34 protein-coding genes and 1 pseudogene are annotated in these 23,737 nt (G+C 64.7%); 31 read left to right on the top strand and 4 right to left on the bottom strand.

All coding sequences use genetic code 11. The features are described from left to right. Positions 1-122: 122 nt before the first annotated feature. Entirely contained in the window at positions 123-623 is a 501-nt protein-coding gene (locus QZL87_RS17800) for a DNA-deoxyinosine glycosylase (protein ID WP_295321724.1), read from the bottom strand. A 320-nt stretch (positions 624-943) separates the two neighbouring features. Here QZL87_RS17800 and rpsL point away from each other — a divergent pair, with 320 nt between their 5' ends. The 29 genes and pseudogenes from rpsL to QZL87_RS17945 all read left to right on the top strand — a co-directional run bounded on the left by rpsL (position 944) and on the right by QZL87_RS17945 (position 18,929). Beyond that, positions 944-1,315, top strand: a complete 372-nt coding sequence (gene rpsL / locus QZL87_RS17805; RefSeq protein ID WP_037556358.1) for a 30S ribosomal protein S12 — start codon at positions 944-946, stop codon at positions 1,313-1,315. 72 nt (positions 1,316-1,387) lie between these two features. Further along, on the top strand, positions 1,388-1,858 hold the full coding sequence (gene rpsG, locus QZL87_RS17810; RefSeq protein ID WP_033074359.1) for a 30S ribosomal protein S7: 471 nt from the start codon (positions 1,388-1,390) through the stop codon (positions 1,856-1,858). Between the two features lie 109 nt (positions 1,859-1,967). Beyond that, the gene (fusA, locus tag QZL87_RS17815; RefSeq protein WP_295321725.1) at positions 1,968-4,061 is read left to right on the top strand and encodes an elongation factor G; all 2,094 of its coding nucleotides are present in this window, start codon (positions 1,968-1,970) and stop codon (positions 4,059-4,061) included. A gap of 119 nt (positions 4,062-4,180) precedes the next feature. Beyond that, a pseudogene (gene tuf / locus QZL87_RS17820) lies at positions 4,181-5,460 on the top strand (elongation factor Tu). A gap of 147 nt (positions 5,461-5,607) precedes the next feature. After that, positions 5,608-5,919, top strand: a complete 312-nt coding sequence (gene rpsJ, locus QZL87_RS17825; protein WP_003042199.1) for a 30S ribosomal protein S10 — start codon at positions 5,608-5,610, stop codon at positions 5,917-5,919. Between the two features lie 281 nt (positions 5,920-6,200). Beyond that, positions 6,201-6,974: a 50S ribosomal protein L3 gene (rplC, locus tag QZL87_RS17830; protein ID WP_054590453.1), complete on the top strand. Its 774-nt coding sequence runs from the start codon at positions 6,201-6,203 to the stop codon at positions 6,972-6,974. Between the two features lie 2 nt (positions 6,975-6,976). Beyond that, on the top strand, positions 6,977-7,603 hold the full coding sequence (rplD, locus tag QZL87_RS17835; RefSeq protein ID WP_295321726.1) for a 50S ribosomal protein L4: 627 nt from the start codon (positions 6,977-6,979) through the stop codon (positions 7,601-7,603). After that, positions 7,596-7,904: a 50S ribosomal protein L23 gene (locus tag QZL87_RS17840; RefSeq protein WP_037556365.1), complete on the top strand. Its 309-nt coding sequence runs from the start codon at positions 7,596-7,598 to the stop codon at positions 7,902-7,904. The genes rplD and QZL87_RS17840 overlap by 8 nt, the downstream gene beginning before the upstream one ends. A gap of 21 nt (positions 7,905-7,925) precedes the next feature. Continuing rightward, positions 7,926-8,762 carry a 50S ribosomal protein L2 gene (rplB, locus tag QZL87_RS17845; RefSeq protein ID WP_037556366.1) on the top strand — a complete coding sequence of 279 codons (837 nt, stop codon included), beginning with the start codon at positions 7,926-7,928 and terminating at the stop codon, positions 8,760-8,762. A gap of 3 nt (positions 8,763-8,765) precedes the next feature. Further along, the gene (gene rpsS, locus QZL87_RS17850; protein WP_120221708.1) at positions 8,766-9,041 is read left to right on the top strand and encodes a 30S ribosomal protein S19; all 276 of its coding nucleotides are present in this window, start codon (positions 8,766-8,768) and stop codon (positions 9,039-9,041) included. Continuing rightward, on the top strand, positions 9,041-9,421 hold the full coding sequence (rplV, locus tag QZL87_RS17855) for a 50S ribosomal protein L22 (RefSeq protein WP_011543083.1): 381 nt from the start codon (positions 9,041-9,043) through the stop codon (positions 9,419-9,421). The genes rpsS and rplV overlap by 1 nt, the downstream gene beginning before the upstream one ends. Before the next feature lies 1 nt (position 9,422). Then, positions 9,423-10,130, top strand: coding sequence for a 30S ribosomal protein S3 (gene rpsC / locus QZL87_RS17860; protein ID WP_295321727.1), 708 nt, complete (start codon positions 9,423-9,425; stop codon positions 10,128-10,130). Positions 10,131-10,141: 11 nt separating this feature from the next. Further along, the gene (gene rplP / locus QZL87_RS17865) at positions 10,142-10,573 is read left to right on the top strand and encodes a 50S ribosomal protein L16 (protein ID WP_037515653.1); all 432 of its coding nucleotides are present in this window, start codon (positions 10,142-10,144) and stop codon (positions 10,571-10,573) included. Positions 10,574-10,577: 4 nt separating this feature from the next. Continuing rightward, entirely contained in the window at positions 10,578-10,781 is a 204-nt protein-coding gene (gene rpmC / locus QZL87_RS17870; RefSeq protein ID WP_037556372.1) for a 50S ribosomal protein L29, read from the top strand. A gap of 11 nt (positions 10,782-10,792) precedes the next feature. Next, positions 10,793-11,059: a 30S ribosomal protein S17 gene (rpsQ, locus tag QZL87_RS17875; RefSeq protein WP_295321728.1), complete on the top strand. Its 267-nt coding sequence runs from the start codon at positions 10,793-10,795 to the stop codon at positions 11,057-11,059. A 116-nt stretch (positions 11,060-11,175) separates the two neighbouring features. Next, complete coding sequence (rplN, locus tag QZL87_RS17880; RefSeq protein WP_011543078.1) at positions 11,176-11,544, top strand: 50S ribosomal protein L14; 369 nt, start codon at positions 11,176-11,178, stop codon at positions 11,542-11,544. A gap of 2 nt (positions 11,545-11,546) precedes the next feature. After that, positions 11,547-11,864 (top strand): 50S ribosomal protein L24, encoded by a 318-nt coding sequence (gene rplX, locus QZL87_RS17885; protein WP_037556376.1) that lies wholly within the window; start codon positions 11,547-11,549, stop codon positions 11,862-11,864. Continuing rightward, positions 11,857-12,435, top strand: coding sequence for a 50S ribosomal protein L5 (rplE, locus tag QZL87_RS17890; protein WP_037556378.1), 579 nt, complete (start codon positions 11,857-11,859; stop codon positions 12,433-12,435). The genes rplX and rplE overlap by 8 nt, the downstream gene beginning before the upstream one ends. A 49-nt stretch (positions 12,436-12,484) precedes the next feature. Then, complete coding sequence (gene rpsN / locus QZL87_RS17895) at positions 12,485-12,790, top strand: 30S ribosomal protein S14 (protein WP_037556379.1); 306 nt, start codon at positions 12,485-12,487, stop codon at positions 12,788-12,790. Positions 12,791-12,802: 12 nt separating this feature from the next. Beyond that, positions 12,803-13,207: a 30S ribosomal protein S8 gene (gene rpsH, locus QZL87_RS17900; RefSeq protein ID WP_037556380.1), complete on the top strand. Its 405-nt coding sequence runs from the start codon at positions 12,803-12,805 to the stop codon at positions 13,205-13,207. After that, on the top strand, positions 13,207-13,740 hold the full coding sequence (gene rplF, locus QZL87_RS17905) for a 50S ribosomal protein L6 (RefSeq protein ID WP_295321729.1): 534 nt from the start codon (positions 13,207-13,209) through the stop codon (positions 13,738-13,740). The genes rpsH and rplF overlap by 1 nt, the downstream gene beginning before the upstream one ends. 3 nt (positions 13,741-13,743) lie before the next feature. Continuing rightward, positions 13,744-14,097: a 50S ribosomal protein L18 gene (gene rplR, locus QZL87_RS17910; protein ID WP_037556384.1), complete on the top strand. Its 354-nt coding sequence runs from the start codon at positions 13,744-13,746 to the stop codon at positions 14,095-14,097. A 2-nt stretch (positions 14,098-14,099) separates the two neighbouring features. Then, entirely contained in the window at positions 14,100-14,804 is a 705-nt protein-coding gene (gene rpsE, locus QZL87_RS17915) for a 30S ribosomal protein S5 (protein ID WP_295321730.1), read from the top strand. Between the two features lie 4 nt (positions 14,805-14,808). Then, the gene (rpmD, locus tag QZL87_RS17920; RefSeq protein WP_037515666.1) at positions 14,809-14,994 is read left to right on the top strand and encodes a 50S ribosomal protein L30; all 186 of its coding nucleotides are present in this window, start codon (positions 14,809-14,811) and stop codon (positions 14,992-14,994) included. A gap of 6 nt (positions 14,995-15,000) precedes the next feature. After that, on the top strand, positions 15,001-15,207 hold the full coding sequence (locus QZL87_RS17925) for a DUF1737 domain-containing protein (protein ID WP_295321731.1): 207 nt from the start codon (positions 15,001-15,003) through the stop codon (positions 15,205-15,207). Positions 15,208-15,267: 60 nt separating this feature from the next. Then, positions 15,268-15,756: a 50S ribosomal protein L15 gene (gene rplO, locus QZL87_RS17930; RefSeq protein ID WP_295321734.1), complete on the top strand. Its 489-nt coding sequence runs from the start codon at positions 15,268-15,270 to the stop codon at positions 15,754-15,756. Between the two features lie 276 nt (positions 15,757-16,032). Then, on the top strand, positions 16,033-17,406 hold the full coding sequence (gene secY, locus QZL87_RS17935; protein ID WP_295321736.1) for a preprotein translocase subunit SecY: 1,374 nt from the start codon (positions 16,033-16,035) through the stop codon (positions 17,404-17,406). A 48-nt stretch (positions 17,407-17,454) separates the two neighbouring features. Continuing rightward, positions 17,455-18,114: an adenylate kinase gene (locus QZL87_RS17940; protein WP_295321738.1), complete on the top strand. Its 660-nt coding sequence runs from the start codon at positions 17,455-17,457 to the stop codon at positions 18,112-18,114. Positions 18,115-18,248: 134 nt separating this feature from the next. After that, on the top strand, positions 18,249-18,929 hold the full coding sequence (locus QZL87_RS17945) for a hypothetical protein (RefSeq protein ID WP_295321741.1): 681 nt from the start codon (positions 18,249-18,251) through the stop codon (positions 18,927-18,929). Here QZL87_RS17945 and QZL87_RS17950 read toward each other — a convergent pair. Together QZL87_RS17950 and QZL87_RS17955 are read right to left on the bottom strand one after the other, a co-directional pair. Continuing rightward, positions 18,926-19,453, bottom strand: coding sequence for a DUF177 domain-containing protein (locus QZL87_RS17950; protein ID WP_295321743.1), 528 nt, complete (start codon positions 19,451-19,453; stop codon positions 18,926-18,928). The two genes, QZL87_RS17945 and QZL87_RS17950, sit on opposite strands and share 4 nt — an antisense overlap. Beyond that, positions 19,450-19,983 (bottom strand): ubiquinol-cytochrome C chaperone family protein, encoded by a 534-nt coding sequence (locus QZL87_RS17955; protein WP_295321745.1) that lies wholly within the window; start codon positions 19,981-19,983, stop codon positions 19,450-19,452. Before QZL87_RS17955 ends, QZL87_RS17950 begins: the two co-directional genes overlap by 4 nt. Positions 19,984-20,154: 171 nt before the next feature. Between QZL87_RS17955 and bamE the strand changes: the two genes are divergently transcribed. Continuing rightward, positions 20,155-20,640 (top strand): outer membrane protein assembly factor BamE, encoded by a 486-nt coding sequence (gene bamE / locus QZL87_RS17960; RefSeq protein ID WP_295321747.1) that lies wholly within the window; start codon positions 20,155-20,157, stop codon positions 20,638-20,640. 103 nt (positions 20,641-20,743) lie between these two features. Here the strand turns inward: bamE and QZL87_RS17965 are convergent, their stop codons facing one another. Beyond that, positions 20,744-23,008: an NADP-dependent malic enzyme gene (locus QZL87_RS17965; RefSeq protein ID WP_295321749.1), complete on the bottom strand. Its 2,265-nt coding sequence runs from the start codon at positions 23,006-23,008 to the stop codon at positions 20,744-20,746. Between the two features lie 175 nt (positions 23,009-23,183). On the opposite strand from QZL87_RS17965, the gene QZL87_RS17970 reads away from it, so the two are divergent. Beyond that, positions 23,184-23,735, top strand: a complete 552-nt coding sequence (locus tag QZL87_RS17970) for a methylated-DNA--[protein]-cysteine S-methyltransferase (RefSeq protein WP_295321751.1) — start codon at positions 23,184-23,186, stop codon at positions 23,733-23,735. Positions 23,736-23,737: the final 2 nt, after the last annotated feature.

Below are 23,737 nucleotides of genomic sequence, written 5' to 3' on the forward strand. Positions count from 1 at the left end.
GTCGCGTAGCGATGGGGAGGTGGCAGCGCGAAGCGCTGACGGAGGGGCTATGGTTTGCGTTGCTGCCCCTCCACCATCCTTCGGATGGTCCCCCTCCCCACTGCTTTGCGGCAGGGAGGATTCTACTTCGCCAATGCCACGCGTAATCGCAACCAATGCTCCAGCTTTACCGGGTAGCCACACGTATGCGCGGCGCTGCTCGACGGCAGATCGACGAGCGCGACGCCCTCGATCGGCAGAAGCTGTTTCCGCCCGATCGACGCGGCCTTGCCGCCGTTGAAGGCGATCATGCGCAAATCGGGCAGCCCCGCGACCAGCGCCGCGAGGTCGTGGGCTTCGGCTTCACGGATATGGCTGTCGCTGCTCGTGTGGCGTTCGGCGCTGCGGATCACATCCCAGAGGCCGACCTTCGCTTCGCGCAGGGCGGCCAGCCTGTCGTCATAGGGCATATCGGCGAGCGGTCGGCCCACCACCTCGCCCAGCAGGCGCCAGAACTGGTTGGTCGGGTGCGCATAATATTGCCGCGCGGCCAGCGAGCGCGCGCCGGGCAGGCTTCCCAAAATCAGCAACCGCGTGTCGGGCGCGACATGCGGGGCGAAGCTGGTGTGGCGGACGGTGGGCATGGCCCGCGATAGCCCGCTCCGCCTTGCGCAACAATATTGCCTGCCTCTTGACCGGCCACCCCTTGACCATCGGGGGAATCGGGTCTAGGGGCGCGCTCGACCGAAAAGGGCGGTTTGCTGCCTCTTTCAGTTGCAACAGCGCTTGAACATTGCTGGCGCGGATGGAGCCTCCGGAAGATCAGTCCGATCTGCCGGGGTCTTTTGCTGTTATCAGGTCGGCCGTTTTCCGCCAATTTGGGCGGGTTAGCGGCCGGAGCTTCATCCACCGCGGTACAGTAACCGTTCGCTTTGATGGGCGGACACATAAAGGTGAAGCATTCATGCCCACGATCAACCAGCTGGTCCGCAAGGGCCGGACTCTCCAGAAGGTGAAGTCCAAGGTCCCGGCGATGGAAGCAAACCCGCAAAAGCGCGGCGTTTGCACCCGTGTCTATACGACGACTCCGAAAAAGCCGAACTCGGCGCTCCGCAAGGTTGCGAAGGTCCGCCTGACCAATGCCCGCGAAGTCATCACCTACATCCCCGGCGAAGGCCACAACCTCCAGGAACACAGCGTCGTGCTGATCCGCGGCGGCCGTGTGCGCGACCTTCCCGGTGTGCGTTACCACGTCCTGCGCGGCGTGCTCGACACGCAGGGTGTGAAGGACCGCAAGCAGAGCCGTTCGAAGTACGGCGCGAAGCGTCCCAAGTAAGGACCGCTTTTTCGGCTATTTGATCATCCCGCGCTGCCTTTGCGCCGGGATGCTGTTGTAAAGGAATATCCTATGGCTCGTCGTCGTCGTCCTGAACGCCGCGAAATCCTGCCCGATCCCCGTTTCGGGGATGTCGTGCTGTCGAAATTCATGAACAGCGTCATGCTGGACGGGAAGAAGTCCGTCGCCGAAAGCATCGTTTACGGTGCGCTCGAATCGGTCGAAGCCCGCGCCAAGAAGGAACCGCTCGGCGTGTTCCACGAAGCACTGGCGAACATCCGTCCGAACATCGAAGTCCGCAGCCGCCGCGTCGGCGGTGCGACCTATCAGGTTCCGGTCGAAGTCCGTCCGGACCGCGCGCAGGCGCTCGCGATCCGCTGGCTGATCACCGCCGCGCGCAACCGCAGCGAAACCACGATGGCCGCGCGCCTGTCGGGCGAACTGCTCGACGCGTCGAACAACCGCGGCAACGCGGTCAAGAAGCGCGAAGACACGCACCGCATGGCCGAAGCGAACCGCGCTTTCAGCCACTACCGCTGGTAAGCGCCGGCGGGGCGGCCCCCTCTTGTAAGAGCTCGCCTCGCAATCGTAACAATCGTTCCTATATCGGGGGTGGCCCAAACGGCCTCCCCCCAAATCCAAGGAAAAGACCATGGCACGCAGCCATCCGCTCGAACGCTATCGCAATTTCGGTATCATGGCGCACATCGACGCCGGCAAGACCACGACGACCGAGCGCATCCTCTATTACACCGGCAAGTCCTACAAGATCGGCGAAGTCCATGACGGCGCCGCGACGATGGACTGGATGGAGCAGGAACAGGAACGCGGCATCACGATCACGTCGGCCGCCACCACCTGCCTGTGGAAGGCCGATGAGGGCAAGGGTCCCGAGCATCGCCTGAACATCATCGACACCCCCGGACACGTCGACTTCACGATCGAAGTCGAACGCTCGCTTCGCGTCCTCGACGGCGCGATCACCGCGTTCGACGGCGTGGCCGGCGTCGAGCCGCAGTCGGAAACCGTGTGGCGCCAGGCGGACAAGTATAAAGTTCCGCGGATGTGCTACATCAACAAGCTCGATCGCACCGGCGCCAATTTCTATTATTGCGTGCAGACGATCATCGATCGCCTCGGCGCGACGCCGGCGGTCCTGTACCTGCCCATCGGCGCCGAAAGCGACTTCGTGGGCCTCGTCGACCTCGTCAACGAGCGCGCGATCATCTGGAAGGACGAAAGCCTGGGCGCCGAATTCTTCTATGAAGAGATCCCCGCCGATCTCAAGGACAAGGCCGCCGAATATCGCGAAAAGCTCGTCGAACTTGCCGTCGAACAGGACGATGAGGCGATGGAAGCCTATCTCGAAGGCACGCTGCCCGACGTCGCGACGCTGAAGGCGCTGATCCGCAAGGGCACGCTGAACCAGTCGTTCGTCCCTGTGCTGTGCGGCTCGTCGTTCAAGAACAAGGGCGTGCAGGCGCTGCTCGACGCGGTCGTCGACTATCTGCCGTCGCCGCTCGACATCGAAGACGTCCAGGGCATCAACCCCGACACCGACGAACCCGATTCGCGTGCGACGTCGGACTCGGCGCCGCTGTCGATGCTTGCGTTCAAGATCATGAATGACCCGTTCGTCGGCTCGCTCACCTTCGCCCGCATCTATTCGGGTACGCTGACCAAGGGCAGCTATCTGAACTCGGTCAAGGACAAGAAGGAAAAGATCGGCCGTATGCTCCTGATGCACGCGAACTCGCGTGAAGACATCGAGGAAGCATTCGCGGGCGACATCGTCGCGCTCGCCGGCCTCAAGGAAACCACCACCGGGGATACGCTCTGCGCCAACAATGCGCCGATCATCCTCGAGCGGATGGAATTCCCCGAGCCGGTCATCGAGCTGTCGGTGGAACCGAAGACCAAGGCCGACCAGGAAAAGATGGGCATCGCCCTCAGCCGCCTGGCTGCCGAGGATCCCTCGTTCCGCGTGTCGACCGACCATGAATCGGGCCAGACGATCATCAAGGGCATGGGCGAGCTTCACCTCGACATCCTCGTCGATCGCATGAAGCGCGAGTTCAAGGTCGAGGCGAACGTCGGCGCGCCGCAGGTGGCGTACCGCGAATCGCTCGCGAAGCCGGTCGACGTCGACTACACCCACAAGAAGCAGTCGGGCGGCTCGGGCCAGTTCGGCCGCGTCAAGGTCAGCGTCGCCCCGGGCGAGCGCGGGTCGGGCATCACCTTCGTCGACGAGATCAAGGGCGGCAATATTCCGCGCGAATATATCCCGTCGGTCGAAAAGGGCATGCGCGAGTCGGCCGAAAACGGTCACATGATCGGCTTCCCGATCATCGATTTCGAAATCCGTCTGACCGACGGCGCCTACCACGACGTCGACTCGTCGGCGCTGGCGTTCGAAATCGCGGGCCGTGCGGCCATGCGCGAAGTGGCGGCGAAGGCCGGCATCAAGCTGCTCGAACCGGTGATGAAGGTCGAAGTCGTCACCCCCGAAGAGTTCATGGGCGACGTCATCGGCGACCTCAACAGCCGCCGCGGCCAGATCCAGGGCACCGACAGCCGGGGCAACGCCCAGGTGGTTGAAGCGATGGTTCCGCTTGCCAATATGTTCGGCTACGTCAACCAGCTGCGTTCCTTCACCCAGGGCCGCGCGCAATATTCCATGCAGTTCTCGCACTATGAAGAAGTGCCGAACAACGTGGCGGAAGAAGTGAAGGCCAAGATGGCCTGATAAGGTCGAAGCCGCGCGGGCTTGCACCGCGCGGCAAGACCCTCTAAGGGCGGCGCCTGATTCAGCAGGCTCGTCCAGGACTGATCAACGCAAACACATGAACAAGAAGGTTCCATATCATGGCTAAGGCTAAATTTGAGCGGACGAAGCCGCACTGCAACATCGGCACCATCGGTCACGTCGACCATGGCAAGACCTCGCTGACCGCAGCGATCACCAAGGTGCTCGCCGAAAACATCGCGGGCAACGCCGCCGTCGACTTCGCGAACATCGACAAGGCGCCCGAAGAGCGCGAACGCGGCATCACCATTTCGACCGCGCACGTCGAATATGAAACCGACGGCCGCCACTATGCGCACGTCGATTGCCCGGGCCACGCCGACTATGTGAAGAACATGATCACCGGTGCCGCCCAGATGGACGGCGCGATCCTCGTCGTGTCGGCCGCTGACGGCCCGATGCCGCAGACCAAGGAGCACATCCTGCTCGCGAAGCAGGTCGGCGTTCCGACCATGGTCGTCTTCCTCAACAAGGTCGATCAGCTCGACGATCCCGAGCTGCTCGAACTCGTCGAACTCGAAATCCGCGAAGAGCTTTCGAAGCGCGACTTCGACGGCGACAATATTCCGATCATCGCTGGCTCGGCGCTCGCCGCGCTCGAAAGCCGCGACGACAACATCGGCAAGGACGCGATCCTGAAGCTGATGGCCGCCGTCGACGAATGGATTCCGCAGCCCGAGCGTCCGCTCGACAAGCCCTTCCTGATGCCGATCGAAGACGTGTTCTCGATCTCGGGCCGTGGCACCGTCGTCACCGGCCGCGTCGAGACCGGCATCGTCAAGGTGGGTGAAGAAGTCGAAATCGTCGGCATCAAGGACACCAAGAAGACCGTCGTCACCGGCGTCGAAATGTTCCGCAAGCTGCTCGACCAGGGCCAGGCCGGCGACAACATCGGTGCGCTGATCCGCGGCGTCGGCCGTGAGGAAGTCGAGCGCGGCCAGGTTCTGGCGAAGCCCGGCTCGATCACGCCGCACACCGAGTTCACCTCGGAAGTGTACGTCCTGTCGAAGGACGAAGGCGGCCGTCACACGCCGTTCTTCGCGAACTATCGTCCGCAGTTCTACTTCCGCACGCCTTCTTCCATGGCGATCGGCGCCAGCAAGGTGGCCGTCATACGCCGTTCTTCAACGGCTATCGTCCGCAGTTCTACTTCCGCACCACCGACGTCACCGGCGAGGTCATCCTTCCCGAGGGCACCGAGATGGTCATGCCGGGCGACAACGTCCAGCTGTCGGTCAAGCTGATCGCTCCGATCGCCATGGACCCGGGTCTCCGCTTCGCGATTCGCGAAGGCGGCCGCACGGTCGGCGCAGGGGTTGTGGCGACCGTCACAAAGTAATATAGGGCCGCGAGCCGCGCGATTCGGACCGATTCGCGCGGCTCGTAGCTTAAAGGTTTTTGATGGCCGATCCGGCTTCCGTGCGGAAGTCGGAGCAGGCCATTTCGGCTCTTTCGCATCGTTAGACGGGATTCGACTGGAACAGTCATGGAAACGCAGAATATTCGCATTCGCCTGAAGGCCTTTGATCACCGCGTGCTCGATCAGGCCACCACCGACATCGCCGATACGGCACGTCGCACGGGCGCTCTCATTCGCGGTCCGATCCCGCTTCCGACGCGTATTGAAAAATTCACCGTGAACCGCGGTCCGCATGTCGACAAGAAGTCGCGCGAGCAGTTCGAGGTGCGCACCCACAAGCGGCTGCTCGACATCGTGCAGCCCACCCCGCAGACGGTCGATGCGCTGATGAAGCTCGACCTCGCCGCGGGCGTGAACGTCGAAATCAAGTTGGCCTAAGGCCAACGCAGCCCCCGCGAAAGCGGGGGTCTCTATCGGCAGGACGCTTCGGCGCCTGCATCGCGATAGGGTGGATACCGCCGGACGGCTTCTTTCCGAAGCATCATGGTCCGGGCTGCGTCCCCCGTCTCGCCGCTCTCCTTCGGGGTGGCGGCACCTCAGCCCGGACGGGGCGAAGCATCGAAATTTTGGGCTGGGAGGGTTCCATTGGGGCATTGCCTCAACGGGTCCCGCAAGCCGTGCGGAATGGTCCGCCCGGCCTCTGTTTAGGAGTATGGATCATGCGTACAGGCGTGATCGCGAAGAAAATGGGGATGACCCGCCTGTTTCAGGACGACGGCCGCCACGTGCCCGTCACCGTCCTGAGCCTCGAAGGCTGCCAGGTCGTCTCCGTGCGCGATAAAGAACGCGACGGCTATGTGGCCGTTCAACTGGGTGCCGGTTCGGCCAAGGCCAAGAACGTCGCCAAGCCGCAGCGCGGCGCTTATGGCAAGGCCGAAGTCGAGCCGAAGGCGAAGCTCGTCGAATTCCGCGTCGCCGACGACGCGACGCTCGACGTCGGCGCCGAACTGTCGGCCGACCACTTCGTCGCCGGCCAGATCGTCGACATCCAGGGCGTGACGCAGGGCAAGGGCTTTGCCGGTGCGATGAAGCGCTGGGGTTTCGGCGGTATGCGCGCGACCCACGGTGTTTCGATCAGCCACCGTGCGCATGGTTCGACCGGTAACCGCCAGGATCCGGGCCGCGTCTTCAAGAACAAGAAGATGGCCGGCCACATGGGCGCGCGCAACCGCACCCAGCAGAATCTCGAAATCGTCCGCACCGACGTCGAGCGCGGCCTTCTCTTCGTCAAGGGCTCGGTCCCTGGCTCGAAGGGCGGCTGGCTGCTCGTCCGCGATGCGGTGAAGCTGCCGCGCCACCCCGAGGCCCCCTATCCGGCGGGCATCAAGAGCGCGGCCAACAGCAACGAAGCCCCGGCTGACGCGCCGGTCGAAACGCCGGTCGAAGAAACCGTCGTCGACACCGCGGCCACCGACGGCGCACAGGAGTCCTGATCATGAAGGTCAAGGTTCAGACCCTCGATGGCAAGGCTGGCGCCGACATCGATCTTAACGACGACGTCTTCGGCGTCGATGCGCGTGCCGACATCCTGCACCGCGTCGTCGCCTGGCAGCTCGAAAAGCGCCGCGGCCCCGCCCGCGCCGCGCGCGAGCGCAGCGACGTTGCCCGCACCGGCAAGAAGTTCGGTCGCCAGAAGGGCGGCGGTACCGCCCGTCACGGCGATCGCAAGGCGCCGATCTTCATCGGCGGTGGCAAGGCGCATGGTCCCCGGGCCCGCACCTTCGGTCACTCGCTGAACAAGAAAATCCGTACCCTCGGTCTGAAGATGGCGCTGAGCGACAAGGCGAAGGGCGGCAAGCTCGTCGTTCTCGACACGCTCGAGCTCAAGGACGCGAAGACCAAGGCGCTCGCCGGCAAGCTCGGCAAGCTCGAACTCGGCAATCGCGCGCTCTTCATCGACGGCGACGCGGTGCATGAAAGCTTCGCCATGGCTTCGGCCAACCTCATCGGTGTCGACGCGCTGCCCGCCATTGGCGCCAACGTCTATGACATCATCCGTGCCGACACGCTGGTCCTGACCCGCGCGGCGGTCGAAAAGCTGGAGGCCCGCTGCAATGGCTAAGGCAAAAACCATCGACGCGCGTCACTATGACGTGATCCTCGCTCCGGTGATCACCGAAAAGTCGACGCTGCTCAGCGAAAATGACGCGGTGGTGTTCAAGGTCGCGAACGACGCGACCAAGCCCGCCATCAAGGCCGCCGTCGAGGCGCTGTTCGATGTCAAGGTATTGAGCGTGAACACGCTCGTCACCAAGGGCAAGACCAAGCGCTGGAAGGGCAAGCCCTACACCCGCAGCGACGTGAAGAAGGCGATCGTTCGCCTGGCCGAAGGCCAGTCGATCGACGTCACCACGGGCGTCTGATTGTAGGAAGAGGCAGAAAAAATGGCACTTAAATCCTATAATCCGACCAGCCCCGCGCAGCGCGGCCTGATCCTCGTCGACAAATCGTCGCTTTGGAAGGGCAAGCCCGTCAAGGCGCTGACCGAAGGCAAGCGCAAGACCGGTGGCCGCAACAACAAGGGCCATGTGACCTCGCGCGGTATCGCCGGCGGCCACAAGCAGAAGTACCGCTTCATCGACTTCAAGCGTCGCAAGTGGGACATGCCGGCCACCGTCGAGCGTCTGGAATATGACCCGAACCGCACGGCGTTCATCGCGCTCGTGAAATATGAAGACGGCGAACTCGCCTACATTCTCGCGCCGCAGCGCCTGGGTGTCGGCGACACCGTCGTCGCGGGCAAGAAGACCGACGTGAAGCCGGGCAATGCGATGGAATTGTCGCAGATGCCGGTCGGCACGATCGTCCACAATATCGAGATGAAGCCGGGCAAGGGCGGTCAGATCGCCCGTTCGGCGGGCACCTATGCACAGGTCGTCGGTCGTGACCGCGGCCTCGTCATCGTGCGTCTCGGTTCGGGCGAACAGCGTTACATCCGCGGCGAGTGCATGGGCACGGTCGGTGCGGTGTCGAACCCCGACAACCAGAACACCAACCTGGGCAAGGCCGGCCGCAACCGCTGGCTCGGCAAGCGTCCGCTGACTCGCGGTGTCGCGAAGAACCCGGTCGACCACCCGCACGGCGGTGGTGAAGGCCGCACCTCGGGTGGCCGTCATCCGGTGACCCCGTGGGGCAAGCCGACCAAGGGTGCCCGTACCCGTCACAACAAGTCGACCGACAAGATGATCATCCGGTCGCGTCACGCGAAGAAGAAGAGGTAAGCCATGGCTCGCTCGGTCTGGAAGGGTCCGTTCGTGGACCTCCATCTCCTCAAGAAAGCCGAAACGGCCCAGGACGGCGGCAGCACTGCCCCGATCAAGACCTGGTCGCGCCGGTCCACCATCCTGCCGCAGTTCGTCGGGCTGACCTTCAACGTCTACAACGGCCGCAAGTTCGTGCCGGTGTCGGTCAATGAAGACATGGTCGGCATGAAGCTGGGTGAATTCGCGCCGACGCGCTTCTTCCCCGGCCACGCGGCTGACAAGAAGGGCAAACGCTAATGGGCAAGGAAAAGTCCCCCCGCCGCGTTGCGGACAATGAGGCGCTCTCGGTCGGCACGCAGATTCGCGGCTCGGCGCAGAAGCTGAACCTCGTTGCCGCGCTGATCCGCGGCCGCAAGGTCGAAGACGCGATGAACGTTCTCGCTTTCTCGAAGAAGGCGATGGCCGTCGATGTGCGCAAGGTTCTCGCCAGCGCCGTCGCCAACGCGGAAAACAACCACAACCTCGACGTCGACGCGCTCGTCGTCAAGGAAGCGAGCGTCGGCAAGTCGCTCTCGATGAAGCGCTGGCACGCGCGTGGCCGCGGCAAGTCGACCCGGATCGTCAAGCCGTTCAGCCGCATCCGCATCGTCGTGCGCGAACAGGAAGAAGAGGCGTAAGATGGGCCAGAAGAGCAATCCGATCGGCCTGCGCCTGCAGGTCAACCGCACCTGGGACAGCCGCTGGTTCGCCGAGGGCCAGGACTATGGCCGCATGCTTGTCGAGGATCTCAAGATCCGCAAATATGTGTTCAAGACCCTGCCGCAGGCAGCGATCTCGAAGGTCGTGATCGAACGTCCGGCGAAGCTGTGCCGCGTGTCGATCTATGCCGCCCGTCCGGGCGTCATCATCGGCAAGAAGGGCGCGGACATCGAAAAGCTGCGCAAGAAGCTGGGTGAGATGACGGGCAGCGACGTGTCGCTGAACATCGTCGAGATCCGCAAGCCCGAAGTCGACGCCAAGCTCGTCGGCCAGGGCATTGCCGACCAGCTCGAACGCCGCGTCGCGTTCCGCCGCGCCATGAAGCGCGCCGTTCAGTCGGCGATGCGTCTCGGCGCCGAGGGCATCCGCATCAACTGCGCCGGCCGTCTGGGCGGCGCGGAAATCGCGCGCACCGAATGGTATCGCGAAGGCCGGGTGCCGCTGCACACGCTGCGCGCCAATGTCGACTATGCCGAGGCCGAAGCGCACACCGCTTACGGTGTCTGCGGCATCAAGGTCTGGATTTTCAAGGGCGAGATCCTTGGTCACGACCCGATGGCGACCGACCGTCTGATGCTCGATGCGCAGACGACCGGTGTCCGTCCGGCCCGTGAAGATCGCCGCTAAGGACTGCTGACATGCTGCAACCGAAAAAAACCAAGTTCCGCAAGGCCTTCAAGGGCCGCATCCATGGCAATGCCAAGGGCGGTACCAGCCTGAACTTCGGCTCCTACGGGCTGAAGGCGATGGAACCCGAGCGCATCACCGCGCGCCAGATCGAAGCGGCCCGCCGCGCGATCAGCCGTGCGATCAAGCGTCAGGGCCGTTTGTGGATCCGCATCTTCCCCGACGTCCCCGTGTCGTCGAAGCCTGCCGAAGTCCGTATGGGTAAGGGCAAGGGTTCGCCGGAATTCTGGGCCGCGCGGGTGAAGCCGGGCCGCATCCTGTTCGAACTCGACGGCGTTCCGGGCCCCGTGGCCGCGCTGGCGTTCGAACGCGCCGCGATGAAGCTGCCGATCAAGACGAAGGTGATCGCCCGCCTCGGCGACACCTCGCACCTGGAGGGCTAAGGACATGGCTAAGACCGAAGATTTCAAGGCCAAGACCGACGACCAGCTCGCCGAACAGCTTGGCGAACTGAAGCGCGAGGCGTTCAACCTCCGCTTCCAGGCGGCCACCGGCCAGCTTGAAAAGGCCTCGCGCGTCAAGGAAGTGCGGCGCTCGATCGCCCGCATCAAGACGCAGCAGACCGAGCGCGCGCGCTCGGCCGCGAAGTAAGGAGACTATCGATGCCGAAGCGCATTCTGACCGGCACGGTGGTGTCCGACAAGGGCGACAAGACCGTCGTGGTGAAGGTCGAACGGAAGGTGAAGCACCCTCTGTACGGCAAGATCATCCGCCGCTCGAAAAAATATCACGCCCACGATGAGGACAATGCCGTCAAGGCTGGCGAAACCGTCCGCATCGAGGAAACGAAGCCGATTTCGAAGCTGAAGACCTGGAAGGTGCTCGACAAGGTCGACACCCACAGCAAGCCGAAGGTCGCCGAAGCGTAAGCGCAGGCGACCGGAGCCCCCGCGCAGGCGGGGGCCGCTCTCGAAACAGGGCGGGTCTGGATTTTCACGGAACCGCCGGGGCATCCCGGTAGGCCAAGGAAGAAGGAAATGCATCGATGATTCAGATGCAGTCACAATTGGAAGTCGCCGACAACAGCGGCGCGAAGCGCGTCCAGTGCATCAAGGTGCTCGGCGGCTCGAAGCGTCGCACCGCCGGCGTCGGCGACGTGATCGTCGTGTCGATCAAGGAAGCCCAGCCGCGCGGCAAGGTGAAGAAGGGCGACGTGCATCGCGCCGTCATCGTCCGCACCGCGAAGGACGTGCGCCGCGCCGATGGCTCGGTGATCCGTTTCGACAGCAACGCCGCCGTGCTCGTCAACAAGAACGAAGAGCCGATCGGCACCCGTATCTTCGGCCCCGTCGTCCGCGAACTGCGCGGCCGCGGCTATATGAAGATCATCAGCCTGGCGCCGGAGGTGCTCTGACCATGGCGAACAAGATCAAGAAGGGCGACACGGTCGTCATCCTGTCCGGCAAGGACAAGGGCAAGACCGGCGAAGTGACGCAGAGCCTGCCGAAGGACGGCAAGGTCGTCGTCGCGGGCGTCAATGTCATCACGCGCCACCGCAAGCCGAGCCAGACCAACCCGCAGGGCGGCCTGGAACGCAAGGAAGCGCCGCTGTTCGCAAGCAAGGTCGCGCTCGCCGATCCCAAGACCGGCAAGCCGACGCGCGTTCGTTTTGAAACCAAGGACGGCAAGAAGGTCCGCGTGGCCGTGAAGTCCGGGGAGACGATCAATGGCTGACAATTACACCCCGCGCATGCGCAAGCGCTACGACGATGTGATCGTCAAGGCGATGACCGAGAAATTCGGTTACAAGAATGCGATGGAAGTGCCGAAGATCGAGAAGATCACGCTCAACATGGGCGTCGGCGAAGCCACGCAGGACAAGAAGAAGGTCGAAGCGGCCGCTGCCGAGATGGAACTGATCGCCGGTCAGAAGCCCGTCGTGACCAAGGCGAAGAAGTCGATCGCCCAGTTCAAGCTGCGCGAAGGCATGCCGATCGGTTGCAAGGTCACCCTGCGCCGCGAACGCATGTATGAATTCCTCGATCGCCTGATCACGATCGCGATGCCGCGCATCCGCGACTTTCGCGGCGTGTCGGCGACCAGCTTCGACGGCCGTGGCAACTATGCCATGGGCCTGAAAGAGCAGATCATCTTCCCCGAGATCAACTATGACCGCATCGACCAGGTGCGCGGCATGGACGTGATCGTCACCACCACCGCCCGTACGGACGAAGAAGCCCGCGAACTGCTCAAGCTGTTCGGCTTCCCCTTCCCGATCGAAGCGCAGGAAAAGGAAGCCGCCTGATCCTTCGGGACCAGGCAGGCTCTTTCAAGAAGGAAAGAGAACTTAAGTCATGGCGAAACTGAGTTCGGTGAACAAGAACGAGCGTCGCAAGCAGCTGGTGAAGAAATATGCCGGCCGTTACGCGAAGCTGAAGGCGATTGCGGCGGACACGTCGCTCGACGATGGCGAGCGTCTGATCGCGCGCCTCAAGATGGCGGAAATCCCGCGCAATGGTAACCCGACCCGCATCCGCAACCGGTGCGAGCTGACGGGCCGCCCGCGCGCCTATTATCGCAAATTCCGGCTGTGCCGTATCCAGCTCCGCGATCTGGCTAACAAGGGCCTGATCCCCGGTGTTGTGAAGTCGAGCTGGTAAGGGACTGACAAGATGGCAATGACCGATCCCCTGGGTGATATGCTCACCCGCATCCGCAACGGCCAGCAGGCGAAGAAGGACAGCGTCCTGACTCCCGCCTCGACCCTGCGCGTCCGCGTTCTCGATGTTCTCCAGCGCGAAGGCTATATCCGCGGCTACAGCGAAGAAGCGCTGGGCGCGAAGGGCCAGCACAAGGGCATCCGCATCGAGCTCAAATATTTCGAAGGCCAGCCGGCGATCCGCCACGTGGCCCGCGTCTCGAAGCCGGGCCGCCGCATCTATTCGGGTTCGAAAGAACTGCCGATCGTGCGCAACGGCCTCGGCATCACCATCGTGTCGACCCCGCGCGGCGTTCTCTCGGACGCCGAAGCCCGCGAGCATAATGTCGGCGGCGAAGTGCTGGCGGAGGTGTTCTGATGTCGCGCATCGGTAAAAAGGCAGTCACGATCCCCGGCGGTGTCACCGCCGCGATCGACGGCGGCGAGCTGTCGGTGAAGGGTCCGAAGGGCACGCTGGCGATGCCGCTGTCCGACCTCATCAACTATGAAGTCGGCGAAGGCAGCATCTCGGTTCAGCCCGCGAACGACACGCGTGAAGCGCGCGCTTTCTGGGGCATGCAGCGCACGCTGGTCCAGAACCTGATCACGGGCGTGACCGAGGGCTTCACCAAGGTGCTCGAAATCACCGGTGTCGGCTATCGCGCCAACGCACAGGGCAAGAATCTGAAGCTGCAGCTCGGCTACAGCCACGATGTCGATTTCGCGGTGCCCGAAGGCATCGAGATTAAGACGCCGGACAATACGACGATCGAGATCAGCGGCATCGACAAGCAGAAGGTCGGCCAGGTCGCGGCGGAAATCCGCCGTTGGCGCAAGCCCGAACCCTATAAGGGCAAGGGCATCAAATATCGCGGCGAGTACATCTTCCGCAAAGAAGGCAAGAAGAAGTAAGCCATGGCACATCTTACCCCTTTCCAAAAACGCCGTCAGCGCGTTCGTACCGCCCTCCGCCAGCGCGCCGCTGGCCGTGCCCGCCTGTCGGTGCATCGTTCGGGCCGTCACATCTACGCACAGCTCATCGATGACGCTGCCGGGCAGACGCTCGCTTCGGCCTCGACGCTCGACAAGGATGTTCGCGGCAAGACCGGCGCGACCACGGCGGCCGCTGCCGACGTTGGCAAGCGCCTCGCCGCCGCCGCCAAGAAGGCGGGCGTGACGCAGGTCGTGTTCGACCGTGGCGGCTTCCTGTTCCACGGGCGCATCAAGGCGCTGGCCGACGCGGCTCGCGAAGGCGGATTGGAGTTCTAATCATGGCAGACGAAATTCAGAACGCCGAAGGCGCCGCCCCCGAGGCGCCGACCCCGACCGAAGGCCAGGCTCCGCGCCGCGGCCGTGGCGGTGGCCGCGATGGCGGTCGTGGCGGACGTGACGGTGGCCGTGGCCGCCGCGACGACCGTCGCCCGCGCGACGAGGATGGCGGCGAGGAGCTCATCGAAAAGCTCGTCCACATCAACCGCGTTTCGAAGACGGTGAAGGGCGGCAAGCGCTTCGGTTTCGCCGCGCTCGTCGTCGTCGGCGATGGCAAGGGCCGCGCCGGTTTCGGCCATGGCAAGGCGCGCGAAGTGCCCGAAGCCATTTCGAAGGCGACCGCTGCCGCGAAGAAGGCGATGATCCGCGTTCCGCTGCGCGACGGCCGCACGCTGCACCACGACGGTCGCGGCGTGTTCGGCGCGGGCAATGTGACGCTGCGTTCGGCGCCCGCCGGTACCGGCATCATCGCCGGTGGCCCGATGCGCGCCGTGTTCGAATCGCTGGGCGTTGCCGATGTGGTGACCAAGTCGGTCGGTACCTCGAACCCCTACAACATGATCCGCGCGACCTTCGAAGCGCTCGGCGAACAGACCAGCCCGAAGTCGGTCGCGCAGCGTCGCGGCAAGAAGGTTTCGGACCTGATCAAGCGTGGCGGTGCGTCCGACCGCGCAGCCGAGGCCGAAGCCGCGGCGGTGACGGAGTAAGACCATGGCCGACAAGAAGATCAAGATCCGCCAGATCGGTTCGCCGATCCGTCGTCCCAAGAGCCAGCGCGCCATCCTGACCGGCCTCGGCCTGGGCAAGATGCACCGCGAGGTCGAACTGGTCGACACCCCGGAAGTGCGCGGCATGATCCGCAAGCTTCCCCACATGGTGGAAGTCGTCGAGGGCTGAACGGCAGTGAAGCTCTATCGCCTGTTGACCGGTCCCGACGACGCCGCCTTTTGCGCGCGGGTCGAGGGGCTGCTCAACCGGGGATGGCAGCTTCACGGCAGCCCCTCGATCACCAGTGTCGATGGCCGCGGCTATGTCGCCCAGGCCATCGTGATGGAGAAGGCCGGGCCCTATCCCGGCTTTCTGCCGTCGAGTGAAATCGAACCGGACTAGGCCAAAAGACAAAGTGGCTTTCGGTCCATAGCGCGAACACAGCGAAAGCGAGTGCAAGACATGACTATCAAGCTTAACGAACTTCGTGACAACAATGGCGCCCGCAAGGGCCGCATGCGCGTCGGACGCGGCATCGGCTCGGGCAAGGGCAAGACCGCCGGCCGCGGCCAGAAGGGCCAGAAGAGCCGCTCGGGCGTTTCGATCAATGGCTTCGAGGGCGGCCAGATGCCGCTCCACATGCGCATCCCGAAGCGCGGCTTCAACAACATCTTCGCGAAGGACTTCGCGATCGTGAATCTGGGCCAGATCCAGAAGCTGATCGACGAAAAGAAGCTCGACGCCAAGAAGACCGTCGATCACGCCGCGCTCAAGGCCGCTGGCGTCGCCCGCGGCGGCAAGGACGGCGTCCGCCTCCTCGCCAAGGGCGAACTGACCGCGAAGGTCAGCTTCGCGGTCGCCGGCGCGTCGAAGGGCGCGATCGAAGCGGTCGAAAAGGCCGGCGGCAAGGTCGAGCTGCCCGCGGCTCCGGCTGAAGCGAAGGCGGAATAATCTCCTAAACCCCTCCCCTTCAGGGGAGGGGCAGTGAGACTTGGTCCGGCGTAGCCGGGCCTTAGTCGAGCGGGGTGGGGCCATCGGCCTTGCGCAAGGGCGACAGCCCCCACCCCAACCCCTCCCCTGAAGGGGAGGGGCTTCAGGTGAGCGAAAGGCCCGATCGCCTCCGCCCCACCTCATAATAGGCCTTTCCCCTTGCGCTTCGCGACCGTCGAACGCACATAGGCGCCGGGTCGCGGGGGGCGCGGTCCGGACTATCCGAGGAAAACACCCATGGCCTCTCGCGCCGACCAGCTTGCATCCAACCTGAACTTTTCGAAGTTCGGTCAAGCGACCGAACTCAAGAACCGCATCTGGTTCACGATCGGCGCGCTGATCGTTTTCCGCTTCCTGTCGTTCGTGCCGCTGCCCGGGGTCGATCCGGTCGCGCTGTCGAACCTCTATTCGCAGGCGGCGTCGGGCGGCGTCCTCGACATCTTCAACACTTTCTCGGGCGGCAGCCTCGAGCGCATGAGCATCATCGCGCTCGGCGTCATGCCCTATATCACCGCGTCGATCGTCGTGCAGCTGGCGGCGGCGCTGTCGCCCAGCCTCGCCGCGCTCAAGAAAGAGGGCGAGAGCGGGCGCAAGAAGCTCAACCAGTACACGCGCTACGGCACCGTCGCGCTGACCGCGATCCAGGGCTATTTCATCGCCGTCGGGCTCGAAACGCTCGGTGCGAGCCAGGGCATCGCCGCGGTCGTCGACCCCGGCATGATGTTCCGCATCGGCGCGGTCATCAGCATCGTCGGCGGCACGCTGTTCCTGATGTGGCTCGGCGAGCAGATCACCAGCCGCGGCATCGGCAACGGCGTCTCGCTGATCATCATGGCGGGCATTCTCGCGCAGCTGCCGCGCAGCTTCGCGCAGATGTTCACGCAGGTCCGCGAAGGCTCGATGGGCGGCGGCACGATCTTCGCCGTCATCGGCGGCGCGGTCGTCATCATCGCCTTCATCAGCTTCATGGAACGCGCGCAGCGCCGCGTCCTCGTTCAATATCCGAAGCGCGCGACGCAGCGCGGCGTGATGCAGGCCGATCGCAGCCACCTGCCCTTGAAGGTCAACACCGCCGGCGTCATCCCGCCGATCTTCGCCTCGTCGCTGCTGCTGATGCCACTGACGGTGACGCAGATGATGGGCCAGAATGTCCAGGGCGACACCGCGACCGGCGATTTCCTGATCACGCTGAACCAGTATCTCGCGCACGGTCAGCCGCTCTATATGGCGCTCTATGCCGCGGGCATCATCTTCTTCTGCTTCTTCTACGTCGCGGTCGTCTTCAATCCCGAAGAAACCGCCGACAATCTCAAGAAGCAGAACGGCTTCATCCCCGGCATCCGCCCGGGCAAGAACACCGCGACCTATCTCGACTTCGTGCTGACGCGCATCACCGTCATCGGCGCGGCCTATCTCGCGATCATCTGTCTGGTGCCCGAATATTTCATCGCGCAGTCGGGGCTGCCCTTCCAACTGGGCGGCACCAGCCTTCTGATCGTCGTCAACGTCACGATCGACACGATCAGCCAGATCCAGAGCCACATGCTCGCGCATCAATATGGCGACCTCATCAAGAAGGCGAAATTGAAAGGCGGCGTTGCGCGGCGCTAAGGCGCCCGCTACGGCACTCGCGACACGGTAGGGCAAACAGGGGTCCCCATGACGCTGAACATCATTCTGCTTGGTCCGCCGGGAGCGGGCAAGGGTACGCAGGCTTCGCGGCTCGAGGACGAGCATGGCATGGTCCAGCTCTCGACCGGCGACATGCTGCGCGCCGCGGTCAAGGCGGGAACCCCGATCGGCCTTCAGGCGAAGGCGGTGATGGACGCGGGCGAGCTCGTTTCCGACGCGATCGTCTCGGGCCTGATCGGCGAGCGGCTCGACGCGCTCGGCCCCGACGTCTCGGTGATCTTCGACGGCTATCCGCGCACCGCGGCGCAGGCCGACGCGCTCGACGTCATTTTGTCGGACCGCGGCCGCAAGCTCGACCATGTGATCGAGCTGCAGGTCGAGGAAGACGCGCTCGTCGACCGCATCACCGGCCGCTTCAGCTGCGCCAAATGCGGCGCCGGCTATCATGACCGCTACAAGCTCCCGAAGGTGGAGAATGTCTGCGACGTTTGCGGCAGCGATGAATTCAAGCGCCGCCCCGACGACAATGAGGAAACGGTGCGCACGCGCATGGCCGAATATCGCGCCAAGACCGCGCCGATCCTGCCGATATACGAAGCGCGCGGCATCGTGACGCACGTCGATGGCATGGCGCCGATCGACCAGGTCAACGACGCGATCGAAACGATCCTCGCGACAGCCGGCTAACGGCTCTTCCCTCGACGATAATCGTCATTGCGAGCGCCAAGGGCGCGTGGCAATCCAGAGCGGTGCAACGCCGCCCTGGATTGCTTCGCTTCGCTCGCAACGACGAAGCCGGCCGGCGGCAAGGGGGACGAGCCATGACTCTCAAGACCGGTCTGCTGACCACACTGCTTCCTGCTGCCCTTTGCGCCGCGCCGGCGCACGCCAAGGTCATCGATCAGGGCGAGATCGGCTTCACCGTCGCGCACACCGCACAGGTCCCCGCAACCCCGGCAGACGTGTGGAAAATGCTCCGCATGCCGCAGAACTGGTGGTCGAAGGATCACAGCTGGTCGGGCGACGCCGCCAACTTCTGGCTCGATTCGCAGGCCGGCGGCTGCTTTTGCGAGAAACTGCCCGACACCGGGTCGGGCGTCGGCAGCGTTCAGCACGCGCGGATACTCTTCGCCAAGCCGAACGAGCTGCTGCGCCTGTCGGGCGCCTTCGGCCCGCTGCAGGGCGAGGCGCTCGACGCCACGCTGACGATCCAGATCAAGGAAACCCCGACCGGCAGCGCGCTGCGCTTCGACTATGTCGTCGGCGGCTATATGCGCTTCAAGGTCGCCGAGATCGCGCCCGCGGTCGACAAGGTGATCGGCGAACAACTCGTAGGCCTGGCGAATGCGCTCGGCGGCGCACTGCCCCCGACGCGCGACGAAAAGGCGGCCGAGGAATCCGCTGCCGAAACGCCGGAAGCGAAAGAGGAGTCGGGGCTCGACGCCGCCGTCGCCGATCTGGTCGAGGACGAGGCGAAACCCGCGCCCGACGAGAGCCGCTAGGCGCCGGGCTTGCCGCGCAGCTTTGCCAGCGCGGCGAACGGCCCTGCGGACTCTTCGCTGAGCACGCCCTTTTCGGTGAGGATGCGGTCGGCGTCGGGGTGGCGCGGAAAGGGATCGAGCGCGAGCGACAGCGTCTGCACTGCTGCTTCGCCCAAATCGATCCGGTCGCCTTCGAGCGGCAGCAGGTCGAGGTCGTCGCTGCCGATCTCAATCTCTTCCTCCTCGCTCGCCGGCGCATCGACGTCGCGCAGGAAGCGCAGGTCGAAGGGTTCGGCGATCGTCGCGGGGACGGGCAGGTCGGTCGCGGCACACGCCTGCACGACGTCGGCGGTCACTTCGCCCTTGGCCGCGATCCCGCCCGCGATCGCACGCACTTCGGCAGCGAGGACGAAGCGGTCGAGCGCGACAAGGCCGAGCCGGCGGGCGACGGCTTCGCGCGCGCCGGCGTCGGCTTCCACCGCGATCGTCCGGCCATGCGCGGCATCGGCGAGCGTCACGATCAGCGAGAATTCGGGGGCGGTCATGCCCGCGCTCCGTCCAGCCGGCCGGCGACGACCAGTTCGGACACCGGCGTCGCCGCGAGCGCCGCGCGGAGCGCCGCGACTTCGGCCAGTACATGCGCCAGCCCTGCTTCGGAGGGGGCATTGCCGCGCCACAGGTTGCGGATCAGCGCCTCGCGCAATTCCGCCGATCCGTCGGCGGCGCGATAGGCGCCGAGACGGCCGCCGAGCGCGCTCATCATCCGCCCGACCTGCTTGCCGACGACCATGTCGCCGAAACCGATCTGGCGCATCTGCCCGTCCATGTCGTTCACGAACAATTCGGTGAGCTGGACGCCGGCGAGCGCCTGTCCGGGGTGTTCGTCGATCCGGTGGAGCACGAGCGCGAGTATGAGGCTGACCATGTCGAAGCGGCCGTCGAGCGTGTCGGGCACCGTGCCCTGCGCATACCAGTGCGGCGCGCGCGCGGTGGCGACGACGGCGTCCCACAGCGGACGGCGCGCCTCACGCGGATCGGGTTCGGATTGGAACAATTTGCGGAGCGAAGAAAACATGGCGATTCGCTTAGGCTCATTCGACCCGCCCGAAAAGGGGCCTCGGTCAGCTTGTGGCAAGCTTTGCCGCGGCACAAGCGGCTTGTGTGCGCTCACCGCTTGCGGTTAAGAGGCGCGAGAGCCAGCGCCGACCGCCGGGACAGCGGCGGACGGGCGCAACGGAGATATTTGATGCCGCATTCGATCCTTTCGCTTCCCGCACCGCGCGCGCGCCTTGTCATGCTCGGCCTCGCCGTTCTGCTCGCCACCAGCGGCTGCGCGCAGCTCAAGGGGCGGCAGGGCTATGTCGTCGATCCGACGCTGACCGAAGCGATCACCCCCGGCGTCGACAACCGCGAGTCGGTCGAAAAGACGCTTGGCCGCCCGACCTTCGTCGGCCAGTTCGGTACAGACGAATATTATTATGTCTCGCGCGAAACGCGCCAGCTCGCCTTCGCGCGGCCGCGTCCGATCGACCAGCAGGTGCTGCGCGTCCGCTTCGATGAGGCGGGCAATGTCGCCGCGGTCGATCGCACCGGGCTCGAACTGGTGCGCAAGATCAGCCCCAACGGCGACAAGACCCCGACGCTCGGCCGCGAGCGCAGCTTCTTCGAGGATATTTTCGGCAATATCGGCGCGGTCGGCGCGCCGGGTGCCGGCGCGCCCGGCGGGCGGTAAAGCGATCGTCGCCCCCGCGAAGGCGGGGGCCGCTATCGGGTTCGTGCAAGGGTGCCGGCGGCCCCCGCCTTCGCGGGGGCGACGGCTATTTGTCGGGCTGTCCTTACTGCGCGATCCCGCCCGCCGCGAGCACTGCCAGCGTGACGAGATCCGACGCGCTCGACGCCATCGTCGCGACCTGCACCGGATGTTCCATGCCGACGAGCATCGGGCCGATCACCGCGCCGCCGCCGAGCTCACGTAGCAGCTTCGCCGACAGGTTCGCCGACTGCAGCCCCGGCATGATCAGCACGTTCGCCGGTCCCGACAGGCGGCAGAAGGGATAGTTTTTCATCACCTTCTCGTTAAGCGCGACGTCGGGCGCCATCTCGCCTTCATATTCGAAGCCGGGCTGACGCCGGTCGAGGATCGACACCGATTCGCGGATGCTGTCGAGCCAGCTCCCCTCGGGATTGCCGAAGGTCGAATAGGAGAGGAAGGCGACGCGCGGTTCGTGCCCCATGCGCCGCGCGACCTGCGCGGTGCGTTCGGCGATGTCGGCGAGCATCTCGGCGGTCGGCCGCTCGTTGACCGTCGTGTCGGCCATGAAGATCGTGTGATGCTGATCGACGAGGACGTGGATGCCGAACGGCGTCTTGCCCTCGGCATGGTCGATCACGCGCCGGATTTCGCGCATCGTCTGCGAATAGGTGCGCGTCGTGCCGGTGATCATCGCATCGCCGAGCCCCATTTTGAGCAGCAGCGAGCCGAAGATGTTGCGGTCGCGATTGACCATGCGCTCGACATCGCGGCGGAGGTAGCCGCGGCGTTGGAGCCGCTCGTAGAGCATGTCGACCATCTGCGGCACATGCGGCGAATTGACGCTGTTGTGGACTTCGAAGCTTTCGGCGTCGGCGACGCCCATCGCGCGGAGCTTGTCGTGCAGCCCTTCGCGCCCGACGAGAACCGGAATGCCGTAACCGCCGTCGCGGAACTGGATCGCCGCACGCAGCACCACCTCTTCCTCGCCTTCGGCAAAGACGACGCGCTTCGGATTGTTGCGCGCGGCCTCATAGGCGAGCGTCAGGACCGAAGTCGTCGGGTTGAGCCGCGCGCGCAGCTGAGTGCGATAATCGCCCAGATCCTCGATCGGCCGCTGCGCGACGCCCGTGTCCATCGCCGCCTTGGCGACCGCGGCGGGAACGATTTCCATCAGGCGCGGGTCGAAGGGCGAGGGGATGATATATTCGGGGCCGAAGCTCGACGCGCGTCCCCCGTAAGCGGCCGCGACTTCCTCGGGCACCTGCTGGCGCGCGAGATCGGCAATCGCATAGGCCGCCGCGATCTTCATTTCCTCGTTGATCGCGGTGGCATGGACGTCGAGCGCGCCGCGGAAGATGAAGGGGAAGCAGAGGACGTTGTTGACCTGATTGGGATAGTCCGAGCGCCCCGTCGCGATGATCGCATCGGGCCGCGCCGCGCGCGCGTCGGGCGGCGAGATTTCGGGATCGGGGTTCGCCATCGCGAAGATGATCGGCGCGGGCGCCATGTCCTTGACCATCTCGGGCTTGAGCGCGCCGGCGGCCGAGAGGCCAAGGAACACATCGGCGCCGGCGAGTGCTTCGGTCAGGTTGCGTGCTTCGGTCGGCACCGCGTGCGCCGACTTCCACTGGTCCATGCTTTCGGTGCGGCCTTGGTAAATGGTGCCCTTGCGGTCGCACATGATGACATTTTCGTGGCGGACGCCCATCGCCTTGATCAGTTCGGTGCAGGCGATCGCCGCGGCACCCGCGCCGTTGACGACGACCTTCACCGACGAAAGGTCGCGCCCGGTCAGATAACAGGCGTTGATCAGCCCGGCGGCGGTGATGATCGCGGTGCCATGCTGGTCGTCATGGAACACCGGGATGTTCATGCGTTCCTTCAGCGCGGCTTCGATGATGAAGCAGTTGGGCGCGGCGATGTCTTCGAGGTTGATGCCGCCGAAGCTCGGCGCGAGCAGCTCGACCGCCTCGATGAAACGCTGCGGATCTTCGGTGTCGACCTCGAGGTCGATCGAATCGACGTCGGCGAAGCGCTTGAACAGCACCGCCTTGCCTTCCATCACCGGCTTCGAGGCGAGCGCGCCGAGATTGCCGAGGCCGAGGATCGCGGTGCCGTTCGAGATCACCGCAACGAGGTTGCCCTTTACCGTATAATCATAGGCTTTGGCGGGGTCCTCGGCGATCGCGTTCACCGGGACCGCGACGCCGGGCGAATAGGCAAGGCTGAGGTCGCGCTGCGTCGCCATCGGCTTCGACGCGACGATCTCGATTTTTCCGGGCCGGCCATATTCGTGATAAAGCAGGGCCTCGCGATCCGAAAATTGCACCTTGCTGCCGCTGTCCATTCTTTGTCCTCTCGAAATTTCCACAAGATGCGCGCCCGAATATTTCCCCTAGCGCCGCCTCGCCAAAATGTAACCGGCAATGTTGCACGCCGGTGGCGAGCGAGCGGGGCGCGGGACGGCGATATGGTTTTGAAAAAATGCCATCCTATATCTCCGGCACGGATGGAGAACGGGCATGGCCGGCCAAAGCCAGTATCAGCTTTTCGAAACCGCGGCCGGGGTTGCAGCGATCGGCTGGACGGGCGCGGGCGTCACGGCGCTTCGCCTGCCGGCGCCGGCGGCGTCCGAAACCGAATATTCGATCTTGCGCCGCCTGCCCGGCGCGATCCGGGCCGAGCCACCGGCTGAAATCGCGGCGGTCATCGGCGCGGCAATTCGCTATTTCGCCGGCGAACGCACCGAATTTTTCGCGGTAGAGGTCGATCCCGGCGATCAGCCGCCCTTCTTTTCCCGCGTCTATGACCATGTGCGCACGCTCGGCTGGGGCCAGACGACCACTTATGGCGCGGTCGCACGCGCGCTGGGTGCAGGTCCCGAACATGCCCGCGCCGTCGGGCAGGCGATGGCGATGAATCCCGTGCCGCTGATCATCCCCTGCCACCGGGTCTTGGCGTCGGGCGGCGCGATCGGCGGCTTCTCCGCGCCGGGCGGCTCGCAATCGAAGGTGCGGATGCTCGACCTCGAGGGCGTGCCGCTTCCTCCGGTCCAGCAGGGGTTCGACTTCTAGGT

Source organism: uncultured Sphingopyxis sp. (assembly GCF_900078365.1).
In the GTDB taxonomy this organism is placed as follows: domain Bacteria; phylum Pseudomonadota; class Alphaproteobacteria; order Sphingomonadales; family Sphingomonadaceae; genus Sphingopyxis.

What these genes read in the sequence shown, in the direction of transcription:
- QZL87_RS17800 (WP_295321724.1), bottom strand. Translation starts at nt 623, where the DNA reads ATGCCCACCGTCCGCCACACCAGCTTCGCCCCGCATGTCGCGCCCGAC.
- rpsL (WP_037556358.1), top strand. Translation starts at nt 944, where the DNA reads ATGCCCACGATCAACCAGCTGGTCCGCAAGGGCCGGACTCTCCAGAAG.
- rpsG (WP_033074359.1), top strand. Translation starts at nt 1,388, where the DNA reads ATGGCTCGTCGTCGTCGTCCTGAACGCCGCGAAATCCTGCCCGATCCC.
- fusA (WP_295321725.1), top strand. Translation starts at nt 1,968, where the DNA reads ATGGCACGCAGCCATCCGCTCGAACGCTATCGCAATTTCGGTATCATG.
- rpsJ (WP_003042199.1), top strand. Translation starts at nt 5,608, where the DNA reads ATGGAAACGCAGAATATTCGCATTCGCCTGAAGGCCTTTGATCACCGC.
- rplC (WP_054590453.1), top strand. Translation starts at nt 6,201, where the DNA reads ATGCGTACAGGCGTGATCGCGAAGAAAATGGGGATGACCCGCCTGTTT.
- rplD (WP_295321726.1), top strand. Translation starts at nt 6,977, where the DNA reads ATGAAGGTCAAGGTTCAGACCCTCGATGGCAAGGCTGGCGCCGACATC.
- QZL87_RS17840 (WP_037556365.1), top strand. Translation starts at nt 7,596, where the DNA reads ATGGCTAAGGCAAAAACCATCGACGCGCGTCACTATGACGTGATCCTC.
- rplB (WP_037556366.1), top strand. Translation starts at nt 7,926, where the DNA reads ATGGCACTTAAATCCTATAATCCGACCAGCCCCGCGCAGCGCGGCCTG.
- rpsS (WP_120221708.1), top strand. Translation starts at nt 8,766, where the DNA reads ATGGCTCGCTCGGTCTGGAAGGGTCCGTTCGTGGACCTCCATCTCCTC.
- rplV (WP_011543083.1), top strand. Translation starts at nt 9,041, where the DNA reads ATGGGCAAGGAAAAGTCCCCCCGCCGCGTTGCGGACAATGAGGCGCTC.
- rpsC (WP_295321727.1), top strand. Translation starts at nt 9,423, where the DNA reads ATGGGCCAGAAGAGCAATCCGATCGGCCTGCGCCTGCAGGTCAACCGC.
- rplP (WP_037515653.1), top strand. Translation starts at nt 10,142, where the DNA reads ATGCTGCAACCGAAAAAAACCAAGTTCCGCAAGGCCTTCAAGGGCCGC.
- rpmC (WP_037556372.1), top strand. Translation starts at nt 10,578, where the DNA reads ATGGCTAAGACCGAAGATTTCAAGGCCAAGACCGACGACCAGCTCGCC.
- rpsQ (WP_295321728.1), top strand. Translation starts at nt 10,793, where the DNA reads ATGCCGAAGCGCATTCTGACCGGCACGGTGGTGTCCGACAAGGGCGAC.
- rplN (WP_011543078.1), top strand. Translation starts at nt 11,176, where the DNA reads ATGATTCAGATGCAGTCACAATTGGAAGTCGCCGACAACAGCGGCGCG.
- rplX (WP_037556376.1), top strand. Translation starts at nt 11,547, where the DNA reads ATGGCGAACAAGATCAAGAAGGGCGACACGGTCGTCATCCTGTCCGGC.
- rplE (WP_037556378.1), top strand. Translation starts at nt 11,857, where the DNA reads ATGGCTGACAATTACACCCCGCGCATGCGCAAGCGCTACGACGATGTG.
- rpsN (WP_037556379.1), top strand. Translation starts at nt 12,485, where the DNA reads ATGGCGAAACTGAGTTCGGTGAACAAGAACGAGCGTCGCAAGCAGCTG.
- rpsH (WP_037556380.1), top strand. Translation starts at nt 12,803, where the DNA reads ATGGCAATGACCGATCCCCTGGGTGATATGCTCACCCGCATCCGCAAC.
- rplF (WP_295321729.1), top strand. Translation starts at nt 13,207, where the DNA reads ATGTCGCGCATCGGTAAAAAGGCAGTCACGATCCCCGGCGGTGTCACC.
- rplR (WP_037556384.1), top strand. Translation starts at nt 13,744, where the DNA reads ATGGCACATCTTACCCCTTTCCAAAAACGCCGTCAGCGCGTTCGTACC.
- rpsE (WP_295321730.1), top strand. Translation starts at nt 14,100, where the DNA reads ATGGCAGACGAAATTCAGAACGCCGAAGGCGCCGCCCCCGAGGCGCCG.
- rpmD (WP_037515666.1), top strand. Translation starts at nt 14,809, where the DNA reads ATGGCCGACAAGAAGATCAAGATCCGCCAGATCGGTTCGCCGATCCGT.
- rplO (WP_295321734.1), top strand. Translation starts at nt 15,268, where the DNA reads ATGACTATCAAGCTTAACGAACTTCGTGACAACAATGGCGCCCGCAAG.
- secY (WP_295321736.1), top strand. Translation starts at nt 16,033, where the DNA reads ATGGCCTCTCGCGCCGACCAGCTTGCATCCAACCTGAACTTTTCGAAG.
- QZL87_RS17940 (WP_295321738.1), top strand. Translation starts at nt 17,455, where the DNA reads ATGACGCTGAACATCATTCTGCTTGGTCCGCCGGGAGCGGGCAAGGGT.
- QZL87_RS17945 (WP_295321741.1), top strand. Translation starts at nt 18,249, where the DNA reads ATGACTCTCAAGACCGGTCTGCTGACCACACTGCTTCCTGCTGCCCTT.
- QZL87_RS17950 (WP_295321743.1), bottom strand. Translation starts at nt 19,453, where the DNA reads ATGACCGCCCCCGAATTCTCGCTGATCGTGACGCTCGCCGATGCCGCG.
- QZL87_RS17955 (WP_295321745.1), bottom strand. Translation starts at nt 19,983, where the DNA reads ATGTTTTCTTCGCTCCGCAAATTGTTCCAATCCGAACCCGATCCGCGT.
- bamE (WP_295321747.1), top strand. Translation starts at nt 20,155, where the DNA reads ATGCCGCATTCGATCCTTTCGCTTCCCGCACCGCGCGCGCGCCTTGTC.
- QZL87_RS17965 (WP_295321749.1), bottom strand. Translation starts at nt 23,008, where the DNA reads ATGGACAGCGGCAGCAAGGTGCAATTTTCGGATCGCGAGGCCCTGCTT.
- QZL87_RS17970 (WP_295321751.1), top strand. Translation starts at nt 23,184, where the DNA reads ATGGCCGGCCAAAGCCAGTATCAGCTTTTCGAAACCGCGGCCGGGGTT.